The 14,592-nt window shown below is 68.1% G+C and carries 12 protein-coding genes; 11 read left to right on the plus strand and 1 reads right to left on the minus strand.

Annotated elements, in window-relative coordinates:
- Nucleotides 1-48 precede the first annotated feature (48 nt).
- Nucleotides 49-894, minus strand: coding sequence for a GNAT family N-acetyltransferase (locus ACUCV0_RS16640; RefSeq protein ID WP_482213183.1), 846 nt, complete (start codon nt 892-894; stop codon nt 49-51).
- A 183-nt stretch (nt 895-1,077) separates the two neighbouring features.
- On the opposite strand from ACUCV0_RS16640, the gene ACUCV0_RS16645 reads away from it, so the two are divergent.
- The 11 genes from ACUCV0_RS16645 to argE all read left to right on the plus strand — a co-directional run bounded on the left by ACUCV0_RS16645 (nt 1,078) and on the right by argE (nt 14,589).
- Nucleotides 1,078-2,553, plus strand: coding sequence for an aldehyde dehydrogenase family protein (locus ACUCV0_RS16645; protein ID WP_482213184.1), 1,476 nt, complete (start codon nt 1,078-1,080; stop codon nt 2,551-2,553).
- Between the two features lie 164 nt (nt 2,554-2,717).
- Nucleotides 2,718-3,389, plus strand: coding sequence for a haloacid dehalogenase type II (locus tag ACUCV0_RS16650; protein ID WP_059314801.1), 672 nt, complete (start codon nt 2,718-2,720; stop codon nt 3,387-3,389).
- Nucleotides 3,390-3,416: 27 nt separating this feature from the next.
- Nucleotides 3,417-4,709 carry an NAD(P)/FAD-dependent oxidoreductase gene (locus tag ACUCV0_RS16655; protein WP_482213185.1) on the plus strand — a complete coding sequence of 431 codons (1,293 nt, stop codon included), beginning with the start codon at nt 3,417-3,419 and terminating at the stop codon, nt 4,707-4,709.
- A gap of 460 nt (nt 4,710-5,169) precedes the next feature.
- Nucleotides 5,170-6,807 (plus strand): ABC transporter substrate-binding protein, encoded by a 1,638-nt coding sequence (locus tag ACUCV0_RS16660; protein ID WP_059314803.1) that lies wholly within the window; start codon nt 5,170-5,172, stop codon nt 6,805-6,807.
- A gap of 73 nt (nt 6,808-6,880) precedes the next feature.
- Entirely contained in the window at nt 6,881-7,837 is a 957-nt protein-coding gene (locus ACUCV0_RS16665) for an ABC transporter permease (protein ID WP_059314804.1), read from the plus strand.
- Nucleotides 7,834-8,736, plus strand: a complete 903-nt coding sequence (locus tag ACUCV0_RS16670) for an ABC transporter permease (RefSeq protein ID WP_482213186.1) — start codon at nt 7,834-7,836, stop codon at nt 8,734-8,736. Before ACUCV0_RS16665 ends, ACUCV0_RS16670 begins: the two co-directional genes overlap by 4 nt.
- 1 nt (nt 8,737) lies before the next feature.
- Nucleotides 8,738-10,582, plus strand: coding sequence for an ABC transporter ATP-binding protein (locus ACUCV0_RS16675; protein WP_482213187.1), 1,845 nt, complete (start codon nt 8,738-8,740; stop codon nt 10,580-10,582).
- Nucleotides 10,579-10,884 (plus strand): (2Fe-2S)-binding protein, encoded by a 306-nt coding sequence (locus tag ACUCV0_RS16680; protein WP_059314807.1) that lies wholly within the window; start codon nt 10,579-10,581, stop codon nt 10,882-10,884. The genes ACUCV0_RS16675 and ACUCV0_RS16680 overlap by 4 nt, the downstream gene beginning before the upstream one ends.
- On the plus strand, nt 10,869-12,284 hold the full coding sequence (locus ACUCV0_RS16685; protein ID WP_482213188.1) for an FAD/NAD(P)-dependent oxidoreductase: 1,416 nt from the start codon (nt 10,869-10,871) through the stop codon (nt 12,282-12,284). Before ACUCV0_RS16680 ends, ACUCV0_RS16685 begins: the two co-directional genes overlap by 16 nt.
- Nucleotides 12,281-13,441 carry an NAD(P)/FAD-dependent oxidoreductase gene (locus ACUCV0_RS16690; protein WP_482213189.1) on the plus strand — a complete coding sequence of 387 codons (1,161 nt, stop codon included), beginning with the start codon at nt 12,281-12,283 and terminating at the stop codon, nt 13,439-13,441. Before ACUCV0_RS16685 ends, ACUCV0_RS16690 begins: the two co-directional genes overlap by 4 nt.
- A complete protein-coding gene (argE, locus tag ACUCV0_RS16695) occupies nt 13,438-14,589 on the plus strand; it encodes an acetylornithine deacetylase (protein ID WP_482213190.1) in 1,152 nt (383 codons plus the stop codon). Before ACUCV0_RS16690 ends, argE begins: the two co-directional genes overlap by 4 nt.
- Nucleotides 14,590-14,592 lie beyond the last annotated feature (3 nt).

Below are 14,592 nucleotides of genomic sequence, written 5' to 3' on the forward strand. Positions count from 1 at the left end.
CAGCTGGCCCGGGCAAGGTCTGAGCCGCGCTGCCGGGTAGGTTGCCCCTCAGCCCAACGCCTGGGTCAGCAGTGCGAACTGATCCACCCCGTCGCGGGACACCGGTGCCTCGCCCCTGGCCATCTGCTCGACCTCATCGACCTGGGGGATGCCCAGCTCGCTGAGCCAGGGATTGAGGCCGCTACGAGCCGTCACATCAAAGCGTACATAACGTCCTTCGGCGTGACGGAGCAGGGCAAGGATCAGCGCCCTGGCCTGGTCGGCGGATTCGGCGATCACCGGGCCGACCGACAGACCGCGACCGTAAGGGCGCAACAAGGCGAAGCCGCGCAGCTGGCCGTCACGCTCCAGACCGACGATGCGCTCGGCCTGCGGCAGCAGCTCCTGTAATAGGGTGGTGCGGTCCAGGCCGGTAGCAGCCTGGGCGAGAAGCTGAAGCTGGGGGGCAGCGTCCAGGGTCAACTCCAGAACCTGGCTTTCCAGCGGGTGTTGCTGTTCGTCCATGGCAGGCAACGTGGCGACCTGGTGCTGATAGATGCGCTCGTAGGAGACGAAGCCCTGGCTGCGGTAGAGCGGGGCACCGCGCAGGGTAGCGACCAGCAGTGGTGTGCGGGTGCCGGCCAGTCCGATAAGACCGTCCATGATGCGGCGACCGTGACCCTGGCCCTGGTGGCTGTCGGCGACGATCACCAGGCCGATGGTGGCGAAATCGCCCTGGGGGACGCAGAAGCCGGTACCGAACACCCCCTGGTCGTCCTCCAGCGCCAGGCCTTCTCCGGTATGGAACAGGCATTGCCAGTCTTCCAGCCGATGGGGCCAGTGCAGCGCCTGGGACAGGCGGTAGGCGGTAGCGAGGTCAGTTTCGCGCAGGGGTCTCAGGGTGGCGTGGGACACGGCGGGGCTCCGGTTCGGGTCTGGCTGATGCAGACGTCAGCCTAGCAAGGCCCGACGGCAGATTCGGTTGCCGGTAGCAGGACGCAGCGGCGTGAGGCGCCGAAGGTCCGGCCCAGTTCGGCAAAAGATGGCGGCCCGCCAGCCTAGCATGGAGCCAAGCCCACAGCCCTAGCGGAGCGCGCCATGGCCTCGTTCGACCCCAGAGAAATTGCGGTTCGTTGTGCCCATTTCATCGGCGGCCGCAGCCGCGATGCCCGTGCCGAACTGGAGGTGTTCCGGCCCTCCGATGGTGGCTTCCAGAGCGGACTACCGTGCGCCTCGGCGGATCTGGTGGATGAGGTGGTGGAAGGCACCTGGCGCGCCTGGAAGGCCAGCGACTGGGCCAGTCGGCCGCCGCGCGAACGCGCGCGGGTGATGCGTCGCTGGGCCGATCTGGTCGAAGCCGACGGTGAAATCCTCGGCCCGCTGGAGGCGGTGGGTTCGACCCGTCCGCTGCGTGAGGTGCTGGCCTGGGACATTCCCTATGTCGCCGAGGGCATCCGCTTCTTCGCCGAGTTCGCCGACAAGCACGGCGGCGAGGTGGCGGCCACCGCTACCAGTCACCTGGGTCTGCAGATCACCGAACCCTATGGGGTGGTGGGCGCCATCGCCCCGTGGAATTTTCCGCTGAACATGGCCGGTTGGAAGATCGCGCCGGCGCTCGCGGCCGGCAATGCGGTGGTGATCAAGCCGTCGGAGCTGACGCCGTTTTCCATCCTGCGCCTGGCCGAACTGGCCACCCTGGCCGGGCTGCCCGCTGGCATTCTCAGCGTGGTTCAGGGTGATGGCCGTATCACGGGTGATGCGCTGTGCCGGCATCCGCGCATCGGGAAGGTCACCTTTACCGGCTCCACCGGTACCGGCACGGCCATCATGACCGCCTGCGCCGAGAGCGGCCCCAAGCCGGTGACCCTGGAGCTGGGCGGCAAGAGTCCGCAGCTGGTGTTCGCCGATGCCCCGGATCTGGCGCGGACCGCCCGCAGCGTGGCGGCGGCCATCACTGGCAACGCCGGCCAGGTCTGCGTCTCGGGTTCGCGGCTGCTGGTGCAGCGCGCCGCCCTGGAGCCGATGCTGGAAAGCATCCGCGCGGCCTTCGCCGACTTGCATCCCGGGCCGACCTGGTCGGCAGAAGCGACGCTGTCGCCGATCATTTCCCAGCGCCAGGGCCAACGTATCCAGGACATCGTCACCCGCAGCCAGGCGGCCGGCGCGGAGATCCTGGTCGGTGGCGCGCTGGAGGAGGGACTGGGCGGCGCCTACTATCAGCCGACGCTGATCACCGGGGTTGGCGCGGACAATCCCGCCGTGCGCGAAGAGATCTTTGGCCCGGTGTTGACCGTGCAGGTGTTCGACGATGAAGCCGAGGCCCTGGCGCTCGCCGACCACCCTACCTACGGCCTGGCGGCCGGCGTGCACACGGCCGACCTCGGCCGGGCGCTGCGCCTGACCCGGGCGCTGGAAGCCGGTACCGTCTGGGTCAATCGCTATGGCCGTAGCCACGACTGGATCATCCCTACCGGCGGCTACAAGCGCTCTGGCATCGGCAAGGACCTGGGCCGCGCCGCCTATGAGGCCACGCTGCGCAGCAAGAGTGTGCTGATCGATCTGGAGCATTCCTGAGCACACCGCAAACAATGCTGGGCCCTACCGGTAAAACGGTTTTTTCTATCTCCCGCGGCGTCTGAAAGCGGACAACTGTCAGGCCCGCCAATGCTGTAATGCTTGCCAGGGGCGCCACCGGCGTTCCGACCTTCACCTACCATTCCCGTCAAAGGATCCTTGCCATGACCGCCTTTCGGCCCAAGTACATCACCTTCGACTGCTACGGCACCCTGACCCGTTTCCGCATGTCCGACATGGCCCGCGAGATGTTCGCCGACCGCATCCCGGCCGAGGCGATGGATAGGTTCTGCAAGGACTTCAACGGCTATCGCTTCGACGAGGTGCTCGGCGCCTGGAAGCCCTATTCGGAGGTGCTGTACGCAGCGGTCGAGCGTACCTGCAAGCGCTGGGGCATTTCCTTCACCGACGCCGAGGCCAATGCCTACTACGAGGCGGTGCCGAGCTGGGGTCCGCATCCCGACGTGACCGCGGGCCTGGCCAAGATCGCCGACAAGATCCCGCTGGTGATCTATTCCAACGCCGCCGACGAGCAGATCATGTCCAACGTCGACAAGCTGGGCGTACCCTTCCACCGGGTCTTCACCGCCGAGCAGGGCCAGGCCTACAAGCCACGCCTGCAGGCCTTCGAATACATGCTCGACACCCTTGGTTGTGGTCCGGAAGACGTGCTGCACGTGTCGTCGAGCTTCCGCTACGACCTCATCCCGGCCGACTACATGAACATCAAGAACAAGGTGTTCGTGAATCGCGGTCACGAGCCGAGCACGCCGTTCTACAGCAACACCGAGATCAAGGACATCGGCGGCCTGGCCGCTGTGGTCGGTCTCGAATAACACCCTGAGCCGCCGGAGCGCCTGCCCATGAGTCTTGGCCCTGCATCGTCCGATTCCTACTGGCTCGCGACCGCGCCGGGCTTTACCGGGGCCACCCCGGGGCCGGTGGCGGGCGAGGTGGATGTCGTCGTCATCGGCGGCGGCTTCACCGGGCTCTCGGCCGCGGTGGCCCTGCGCCGGCGCGGTGCCAGCGTGGCCGTGCTGGAGGCCGGACGGGTGATCGGCGAAGCCTCCGGGCGCAACGGGGGACACTGCAACACCGGCGTCGCCCAGGATTACGCGGCCCTGCATGCCAGCCTGGGTGCAGAGCGCGCGCGGGCCTTCTACCAGGCTTATGCCGATGCGGTGGCCAGCGTGGAGGCGGTGATCGCCGAGGAGGGTATCGGCTGCGATTTCCACAAAGCCGGCAAGCTCAAGCTGGCGGCCAAGCCGCAGCACTATGACAATCTGGCGCGTACCTGCGAGCTGATCCGCCAGGAGGTGGACCCGGACGTGGAGCTGCTCAGCGCCGCCCAGGTGCGCGTCGAGGTGGCCTCCGACGGCTTCCACGGGGGACTCCTGCAGCGTAACGGCGCCCAGATGCATATGGGGCGCTTCGGCGTGGGGCTGGCGGAGGCGGCGGTCCGGCGTGGCGCCCAGGTGTACGAAGGCGCGGCAGTCAGTGATCTGCAGCGGCTGCCCGATGGCAGCTTTCGCGTGTTCAGCGCCAAGGGCGAGCTGCGCGCCCGTCAGGTCCTGGTGGCCACCGGCAATGCGCGGGTTGGTCCCTTCCAGTGGTTTCGCCGACGCATCGCCTCGGTGGGCAGCTTCATCATCGCCACCGCGCCGCTGCCCAGGGCGCAGCTGGATGAGCTTTTGCCCAATCGTCGGACCTATGTGACCAGCCGCATCATCGGCAACTACTTTCGTACCACCCCGGATCACCGTCTCATCTTTGGGGGAAGGGCGCGCTTCGCGCTGTCCGATCCACGCCAGGACGCCAAAAGCGGCGCCGTGCTGCGCGCTGCCCTGGGGCAGCTGTTTCCCAACCTGGCCCAGGCGCCCATCGACTATTGCTGGGGCGGGCTGGTGGACATGACCGCCGACCGCCTGCCGCGTGCCGGCGAGCAGGACGGCCTGTTCTATGCCATGGGCTATAGCGGTCACGGCGTGCAGATGGCGGTACACATGGGCCGGGTGATGGCCGAGGTGCTGGAAGGGCGCAGCCAGGCCAACCCCTGGCGGGTGCTGGACTGGCCGGCCATCCCCGGCCACTTCGGCAAGCCCTGGTTCCTGCCCCTGGTGGGGCTGTACTACCGGGTCCAGGATCGCCTGCACTAGGTCCTGATCAGCGAACCGCCCGCCCGGACCCTGCCAATCGCAGTGTCCGGGCGGGCGGTTTTGTCGTTTCTGCAGGCCAGCGGGCACCCTGACATTTTCTTCTGTGTCTGGCAGGCGCGCGGCGTGGAAACTGCCGCGAGAGCCGGCCGTTCGCAGAAGGACGCGCCCTGCGCCTGGTCGGAAACGGCACCCCGCTGGCCAGCCAGGCGTCCTGGCGGCGCGCCAAACCCGGGCATGGGCGGCCCCGCTGCGCTGTGGCGACGCACACCGCAAACAATGCTGAGCGGCTTGGCCAAAACGGTCTTTTCTGTCTCGTCGCCCACCCAATTCGACGGTATTCGACGAGGGGCCGGTGCTGTAATGAACCAGGCCGTGCGACACGGCGGCCACGAGGACAGCGCCGCGGGCCCGGGGAGGGGCACGCGGCCCTGGTGACAGAGCCCCCAACGAGCGAGCCGACATGACCGAGAAAAAGACTGGAAGTCCCCTGATAGGTGCTGCTGAAAGCGTGCGTGCCTTCGAGGCCCTGCATCGGGGTGTCTCGCGGCGCGATGCGCTCCGCCTGCTGGGCGCCGCAGGACTGCTGGCGAGTGGCGTGGGCAGTCTGCTCGGCCGCGATGGCCAGGTGTTCGCGGCCGAGGACGCGGTCAGTGGCACCCCGCGCCGGGGCGGTCGGGTACGCGCCGCGGCGGCGGGTTCGTCCACCGCCGATACCCTCGATCCGGCCCGTGGCGCCTTTTCCGGTGACTACACCCGCCAGTATTTCTTCTATAACGGTCTCACGGTGTTCGACAGCCATCTCGAGCCCCAGATGGCCCTGGCCACCAGCCTGGAAAGCGCGGACGCCCTGACCTGGACGGTCAAGCTGCGCCAGGGCGTGCAATTCCACAACGGCAAGACCTTCGACAGCGCCGATGTCGTCTACTCGCTGCTGCGCCACAAGGATCCGGCGGTAGGCTCCAAGGTCAAGGCGCTGGCCGATCAATTCGCCGAGATCACCGCGGTCGCGCCCGATGAGGTACGGATCCGCCTGGTGTCGCCGAACTCCGAGCTGCCGGCGGTGCTGGCGATCTCGCCCTTCCTGATCATCGCCGATGGCACCAAGGACTTCTCGACCGCCAACGGCACCGGACCCTTCAAGGTCAAGGAGTTCAAGCCAGGCGTGCGCACCGTGGGCGTGCGCAACGAAAACTACTGGAAATCCGGCAAGCCCTATCTGGACGAGATCGAGCTGATCGGCATCGGCGACGAACCCTCGCGGGTCAATGCGCTGCTGGCCGGTGACGTCCAGCTCACCGTCTCGGTGGATCCGCGCTCCGCCGAACGTCTCAAGCAGAGCGGCAAGCTCAAGGTGGTGGCCAACACCTCCGGCAGCTATACCGACCTGATCATGCGCATTCCCAACCGGCCCTTCGACGATCCCAACGTGGTGGAGGGCATGAAGCTGCTGTTCGACCGCGAGCAGATCCTCAAGTCGGTGTTCCTGGGCTACGGCACCATCGGCAACGACCAGCCGATCATGCCCGGCACGCCCTATCATGCCGCGGACCTGCCGCAGCGCCCCTACGATCCGGACAAGGCCAAGTTCCTCTTCCAGAAGGCCGGCATCGCCGGGGCGAAGCTGCCGCTGGTGACCTCCACCGCCGCCGACAACGCCAACGAGATGGCCCTGGTGCTGCAGCAGTCGGCGCGCCAGGCCGGGCTCAACCTGATGGTCAACCGGGTCAGCGCCGATGGCTACTGGAACAGCCACTGGATGAAGGATCCCCTGGGTTTCGGCAACATCAACGCCCGGCCTACCGCCAACATCCTGCTGTCGCAATTCTTCAAGTCCGATGCGCCCTTCAACGAGTCGGGCTGGAAGAACGAGCAGTTCGACCAGTTGCTGGTGGCCTCCCGCGGCGAAACCGACCTGGCCAAGCGCAAGCAGATGTACGCCGACATGCAGCTGCTGATCCACCAGCACTGCGGCATCGGCCTGCCCATCTTCACCAGTTCCATCGATGCCCATTCGCCCAAGCTCGGCGGTTACGGAATCATCCCCATCGGCGGCTTCATGGGCTACATGTTCGCCGAACACGTCTGGCTGGAGGCCTGACGCTCGGTGCCTGACGGCGCGTGCGGTCCGCCGTGACCGCGCTCGCCGCTCCACGCTCAAGCAGGAGGTGGCTTTGGACCTTTCCGTGTTTTCCCTCATCACCCGACGGGTCGGGGGCGGGTTGCTGACCCTGCTCATCGTCTCGCTGCTGGTGTTCTTCGTCTCGGCGCTGTTGCCGGGCGACGCCGCGCAGCAGGCTTTGGGCCAGTTCGCGCTGCCCGAGCAGGTCGCGGCGCTGCGCGCCCAGATGGGCCTCGACCAGCCAGCGCTGCTGCGCTACTTCCATTGGCTCGGCGGTCTGGCGCACGGTGATCTGGGCCAGTCCCTGGCCAGCCAGATGCCCATCACCACCATGATCGGCGACCGGCTCGGCGGTTCGCTGATGCTGGCTGGCGTGACGGCCCTGGTGTCGGTGCCCCTGGCGCTCGGGCTGGGCATCGTCTCGGCCATGAACGCCGGAGGCCGGTTGGACCGCGCGCTCAACGTCTTCACCCTGGGCATCGTCGCCGTGCCGGAATTTCTCGTGGCGACCCTGGCGGTACTGGTGTTTGCCGTCCACCTGCAATGGACCTCGGCGCTGACCTTCGCCCACGACATCGACGGCCCCCTGGACTTCCTGCGCGCCTACGCGTTGCCGGTGGGCACCCTGTGCTGCGTGATCGTGGCGCAGATGGCGCGCATGACCCGGGCGGCCCTGGTGGAGCAGCTGCAGAGTCCCTATGTGGAAATGGCCAGGCTCAAGGGTGTCGGCCCGGTGCGCGCCGTGTTGCGTCATGCCTTGCCCAATGCCGTGGGACCCATCGCCAACGCCGTGGCTCTGAGTCTCTCCTACCTCATGGGCGGGGTAGTGATCGTCGAAACCATCTTCAACTATCCCGGGATCGCCCAGTTGATGGTGGACGGCGTCGCCAGTCGCGACCTGCCCCTGATCCAGGCCTGCGCCATGCTGTTCTGCTGCGCCTACCTGGTCCTCATGACCCTGGCGGATCTCTGCGCCATCCTGTCCAATCCGAGGCTGAGAACGCTATGACCCGACCCCTGACTCCCGTACGAGGCGCAGCCGTCCTGCCGGTGGATGGCAAGACGCTCGACACCCAGCTGTCGCCGCCCCGCACCCGTCGCCGCGCGCGCTGGTCCCTGACCGGATTGCTCGGTGGCATCCTGGTGGTCTTCTGGCTGTTCATCGCGGCCTTCGGCGTCTGGCTGGCGCCCTATGACCCGGGCGCCCTGGGTGACAGCGCGATACTCGCGAGCTACAGCGCCGCGCATCCCCTGGGCACCGATTACCTGGGCCGCGACGTGCTCAGCCGCATCCTCGATGGTGCCCGCTTCACCGTGGGCCTGGCGCTGGCGGCGGCGATGCTGGCCTGCGTGCTGGGGACCGGGCTCGGTCTCCTGGCGGCGTTGTCCGGGCGCTGGGTGGATGAGCCACTGTCGCGGCTGGTCGATGCGCTGATCTCGCTGCCGAGCAAGATGCTGGCGCTGGTCATGGTGTCGGCCTTCGGCTCGTCGGTGCCGCTACTGATCGTCATGGCGGTAGTGGGCTACGCACCGGGCTGCTATCGCATCTCGCGTAGTCTGGCGATGAATCTGACCGAGATGGAGTATGTCCAGGTCGCCCGCACCCGCGGCGAGGGCCGGCTGTACATTGCCCTGATGGAGCTCCTGCCCAACATGCGCCTGCCGCTGCTCACCGACCTGGGCCTGAGATTCGTCTACATCGTGCTGCTGCTCAGCGGCATGAGCTTTCTCGGCCTCGGCGTGCAACCGCCCAATGCCGACCTGGGCTCCCTGGTGCGGGAAAACATCGGTGGCCTGGCCGACGGCGCCCCAGCGGTGCTGATGCCGGCGCTGGCCATCGGCACCCTGACCGTGGGCGTCAACCTGCTCATCGACCGGTTCGGCGCCCGACGTCGGGGAGGGCGCTGAGATGGTGCTCCTGGTAGAGGTCAAGGACCTGCGCGTGGTCGCGGAGAACGAGGACGGCAGCGAAACCCCCATCGTCAAGGACGTCGGCTTCAGCCTGGCCAAGGGCGAGGTGCTGGCGCTGATCGGCGAATCCGGGTCGGGCAAGACCACCATTGCCCTCTCGATGCTCGGCTATGCCCGGGCGGGATGCCGGTTGGCCGGCGGCTCGATCCGGGTGGGCGACACCCAGGTGCTGGAGCTGGACGCCGGCGGCCTGCGCCACCTGCGCGGCCGCACCGTGGCCTATATCGCCCAGAGCGCCGCGGCGGCCTTCAATCCGTCACGCCGGCTGATGGCGCAGATCATCGAAAGCGCGTTGATTCACGGCGTGCTGACCCGGCAGGAGGCCGAGGCGCGCGCCCTGCAACTGTTCAAGGAGCTGGCGCTGCCGGATCCGGAGCATATCGGCGAGCGCTATCCGCACCAGGTCTCGGGCGGTCAGTTGCAGCGGCTCATGGCGGCCATGGCGCTGATCACCGATCCGACCCTGGTGATCCTCGACGAACCCACCACGGCGCTGGACGTGACCACCCAGATCGAGGTGCTGCGGGTGTTCAAGCAGGTGGTCCGCGAGCGTGGCGTGACCGCCATCTACGTCTCCCACGACCTGGCCGTGGTGGCCCAGATGGCCGACCGCATCCTGGTGCTCAACGGCGGCGAGGTCTATGAGAATCGCCGCACCGAGCGGCTGCTCGCCAGCGCCCGCCATCCCTATACCCGCAGCCTGCTGGCCGCGGCCCAGCCGGAACCCCTGGCGGAACGTGGCTTGCCGACCGTCGACAGCCAGGCGCCGGTGCTGGAGATCAAGGACCTGGTGGCCGGCTATGGCCCCATCGGCGCCGACGACCTGCCGCGTTATCGGGTGCTGGAGGGTATCGATCTGCGTATCGGCGCCGGCCAGGCGCTGGGGGTCATCGGCGAATCCGGCTCCGGCAAGTCGACCCTGGCGCGGGTCATTGCCGGCTTGCTGCCGCCGGCCCAGGGCAGCGTGCGCCTGGGTGGCGAACTCCTGCCGCCGGGCCTGGAAGGACGCACCCGCGAGCAGTTCCGCCGGGTGCAGCTGGTCTACCAGAATGCCGACACGGCGCTCAATCCGGCCCATAGCGTGGAGCGCATCCTCACGCGTCCACTGGAGACCTATCACGCCTTCGACAAGGCCACCCGTCAGCGCAAGGTTCGCGAATTGCTCGACCGGGTGCAGCTGCCGGCCAGTCTGGCCAGCCGGCGACCGGGCGAGCTGTCCGGCGGCCAGAAGCAGCGGGTCAACCTGGCACGCGCCCTGGCCGCCGAACCTGAGCTGATTCTTTGTGACGAGGTGACCTCGGCGCTGGATACCGTGGTCGGCGCGGCCATTCTCGACCTGCTCGCCGAACTGCGCCGCGAACTGGGGCTGGCCTATCTGTTCATCAGCCACGACATCTCCACGGTGCGCAGCCTTTGCGACGAGGTGCTGGTGCTCTATTCCGGGCAGCCCGTGGAACTCGGCACCCCCTCCACACTGCAGCATCCACCGCTGCATCCCTACACCGAATTGCTCACTGCCTCGGTGCCCGCGCTGCGCCAGGGCTGGCTGGAAGAACAACCGGTCCGCACGCTGCTGCCCCTGGCCTCGTCGGCTCCGGCCAGCGGACGCCTCTGCAGCTTCCTGCAGCGTTGCCCGGTACGGCTGGAAGGGCGCTGCGACCGGGTGCCGCCACGACCCCAGACGCTGGCCGGCGGCAACCGCATCCTCTGTCACCATGATGGCGAGACCCTGCAACGTCTGCAGGGTGGCGCCGTGCTGCATTCCCAAGGAGTTCGCGCATGACTTCCCGCTTCCAGCGACTCGCCGAAACCGGCCGGCCGCAGGTCAGTCTCACCGTCGATGGCCTGCCGGTCACGGCACTGGCCGGCGATACCCTGATGGTCGCCTTGCTCGCCAACGGTCCGGCGCTGCGGCGTTCCGAATTCGGTGACGAGCGCCGTGCCGGCTTCTGCCTGATGGGCGCCTGTCAGGATTGCTGGGTGTGGACCGCCGAGGGCGAGCGCCTGCGTGCCTGCGGCACCGAGGTCCGCGAAGGACTGCAGATCCTCACCGCGCAACCGGAGGCCATATGGAATCTGGCCTAGCCCAACCGGGCAAGAGCACTCCCCGGGTGGTTATCGTCGGCGCCGGTCCGGCCGGCGTGCGGTGCGCCGAGACCCTGCTGGCCGCCGGTATCACCCCGGTGGTGATCGACGAGAATCAGCGCGACGGCGGTCAGATCTATCGTCGCCAGCCCGAGGGCTTCCAGCGGGCCTATGCCACCCTCTATGGCAGCGAGGCGGCCAAGGCAGAGGACCTGCATCGCACCTTCGACGGCCTGCGCGGACGCCTCGATTACCACCCCGACACCCTGGCCTGGCACCTGCACGAGCGCACCCTCTACACGGTGCAGGGCAATCGCCAGCGGACCCTGGACTTCGACGCCCTGGTGCTCTGTACCGGCGCGAGCGACCGCCTGCTGCCCGTACCGGGCTGGAACCTGGCCGGCACCTATACCCTGGGCGGCGCGCAGATCGCCCTCAAGGCCCAGGCGGTGTCCATCGGCCGGCGGGTGATCTTCATAGGCAGCGGTCCCTTGCTCTATCTGGTCGCCAGCCAGTATCAGCAGGCCGGGGCCACGGTGGCGGCGGTGCTCGATACCGCGCCCCTGCGCCTGCGCGCCCTGGCGACGCCCAAGCTGCTGGCCCGCCCAGGGGTGGCCTGGAAGGGCGTGCAGCTCATGGTCGCGCTCAAGCGCGCCGGTGTGCCTTTGCACCTGGGCGTCACCCCGCTGGAGATCTTGGGCGATGCCGAGCAGGGCGTGCGTGGCGTGGCCTTCGCCGATGCCCGCGGACTGCGTCAGGAGGTGGTCGGCGACGCCGTGGGGCTGGGCTACCACCTGCGTCCGGAAACCCAGCTGGCCGACCTGGCCCGCTGCGCCTTCGAGTTCGAGCGGGCCACTGGCCAATGGGTGCTGCAACTGGATGGGGAGGGGCGAACCTCCATGCCGGGCGTCTATGCCGCGGGCGATGGCGCCCGGGTGCGCGGCGCCGACGGGGCCGAGCTGGCCGGCCGACTGGCCGCCTGCGCGGTGCTGGCGGACCTCCAGTTCACGCCGCCCACGGGGCTCGCCGAGCGCTGCCGCGAGGGCCTGGCGGTGCAGGAGCGCTTTCGCCTGGGCCTCGCGGAAGCCTTTCCCTGGCCGGCCAGGCAGATGGCGAGCCTGCCGGACACGGCGGTGGTCTGCCGCTGCGAAGGCATCACCGCCGGCGAGTTGCGCGCCGTGGTTCGTGAGAAGGGCGCTCGCGAGGCCAATCGCGCCAAGGCCTTCAGCCGCGTCGGCATGGGTCGCTGCCAGGGTCGCTATTGCGCCCAGGCCGGTGCGGAGATCATCGCCGCCGAATCCGGGGTGCCGGTCGAGACCGTTGGCCGCCTGCGTGGCCAGGCGCCGGTCCGGCCATTGCCGCTGGGGATCATTACCAGCGAAGAGGAGGTTTCATCATGAGCCAGAATGCCGCCAACCAGGCCGACGTCATCATCGTCGGCGCCGGCATCATGGGCAGCGCCAGCGCCTTTTTCCTGCGTCGCCGGGGCTTGTCGGTGCTCCTGCTGGAGCGTGACCAGGTCGGGCGCTTCGCCAGTGGCACCAATTTCGGCAATGTCCGCCGTCAGGGGCGCTACCTGAGTCAGGTAGCGCTCGCCACGCGCTCGCGGGGGGTCTGGGGTCGGCTACCGGAGCTTATCGGAGATGATCTGGAGTTCATTCCAGGCGGTCATCTGCGGGTGGTCTACGATCCGTCGCGCATCGCCATGCTGCACGAGTATGCACAGGCGCCGGAGACCGCCGCCCTGGAGCTGCAGGTGCTCGAAGGCGCGGCGCTGCACGAGAAGTTTCCCTACCTGGGCCCCGAGGTGGTGGCGGGATCCTATGCACCCCACGATGGCCATGCCAATCCGCGCCTGGCGGCCCCGGCGTTCGCCCGCGCCGCGGTGCGCGAAGGCGCCAATCTCCAGGAAGGGGTCGAGATCACCCAGGTCACCAAGCCGGGCGGTGACTTCCTGGTGCAGGCCGCCGATGGCCGCCGTTATCAGGCGCCACGGCTGCTGATCACCGCCGGTGCCTGGGGCAGCCGGCTGTCGAGCCAGTTCGGCGAGCCGGTGCCCATCGAGACCCATGGCCCGCAAATGGGGGTCACCGAGCCTTTGCCCTATGTCTTCAGGGAGGCGGTGGGCGTGTCTTCGCCGCTGGTGAGCGAGACCATCTACTTCCGCCAGATCCCGCGGGGCAACGTGATCTTCGGCGGCTGCTTCCGTACCCGGCCGGATCTGGACACCCGACTGGCCCGCGCCGAACCCCACGGCCTGCTCAATCAGCTCACCCAGCTGCGCCGCCTGGCGCCGGCCCTGGGGCGGGTCAACGTGATCCGTACCTGGAGCGGGGTCGAGGGCTACATCGCTGACGACCTGCCGATCATGGGTCCCAGCAGCCAGGTCGAGGGGCTCTACTACGCCTTCGGCTTCTGTGGCGCCGGCTTCCAGCTCGGCCCGGGGGTAGGGGACACCATGGCCGAGCTGATCGCCACCGGCCGTACCGACACCCCCCTGGCGGCCTTCGATGTGGCCCGTTTCGCGCAACCGCGCCAGGAGAGCCTTGCCGGATGAACAGCCAGGATCTGCTGCGCACCCTGATCGGCTTCCCCACCGTTTCCGCCGACTCCAACCTGGCGTTGATCAGGCATGTGCAGGGGCTGCTGGAAGCGGCCGATATCGCCTGCCGGCTGGTGCTGGACGAGAGCGGCCGCAAGGCCAATCTCTACGCCAGCGTGGGGCCTGCCGACGTACCCGGGGTGCTGTTGTCCGGGCATACCGATGTGGTGCCGGTGGAAGGCCAGGCCTGGACCTTGCCACCCTTCGCCGGCACCCTGCAGGACGGTCGGATCTACGGGCGCGGCGCCTGCGACATGAAGGGTTTCGTCGCCTGCGCGGTGGTCGCCCTGCTGGATGCCGCTCGTGGTGAACCGCTGAAACGACCCCTGCAGTTGGCGCTCTCCCATGACGAGGAGATCGGTTGCGTCGGTGTACGGCGACTGCTGGAGGTGCTGGAACTGGCAACCGTGCGGCCTTTCCTCTGCATCGTCGGCGAACCCACCCAATTGCAGGTCGCCCTTGGCCACAAGGGCAAGGCGGCGCTGCGGGCTAACTGCCATGGCCAGGAAGGGCACTCTTCGCGCGCCCCGCTGCACGTCAACGCCATCCACCTGGCCAGCGATCTGGTCACGGCCCTGCGCACCAGCCAGCGGCGCCTGGCGGAAGAGGGCACCCGTGACGCGGCCTACGACATTCCCTACACCACCCTGCATGTAGGCCGGATCGATGGCGGCAAGGCGCTGAACATCGTGCCCAATCTCTGCACCCTGGATTTCGAGATCCGCCACCTGCCGGCGGACGATCCCGCGAGCCTGGTGGCCACGCTGCAGGACACGGCGGACGCCCTGGTCGCCCAGGCGCGGCAGCTGTCGCCAAAGGCCGCCATCGAGATCGAGACGGTCAACGCCTATCCCGGACTAGATACCCATCCCAGCGTCGAGGCCGTGCGCTTTCTGCAGACCCTGGTCGAGCCCGGCACTGCCCAGCTCAAGGTGGCCTTCGGCACCGAGGGCGGCCTCTTCGCCAGTCGTCTGGACACCCCGGTGGTGGTCTGCGGGCCCGGCAGCATCGAACAGGCGCACAAGCCCGATGAATACGTCGAGATCAGCCAGCTGGAGGCCTGCGATGCCTTGCTCGGACGGTTGCGAGTGGCCTTGGGCTAAGGC

The sequence above is a fragment of the Pseudomonas sp. VMV1 genome (assembly GCF_056790235.1).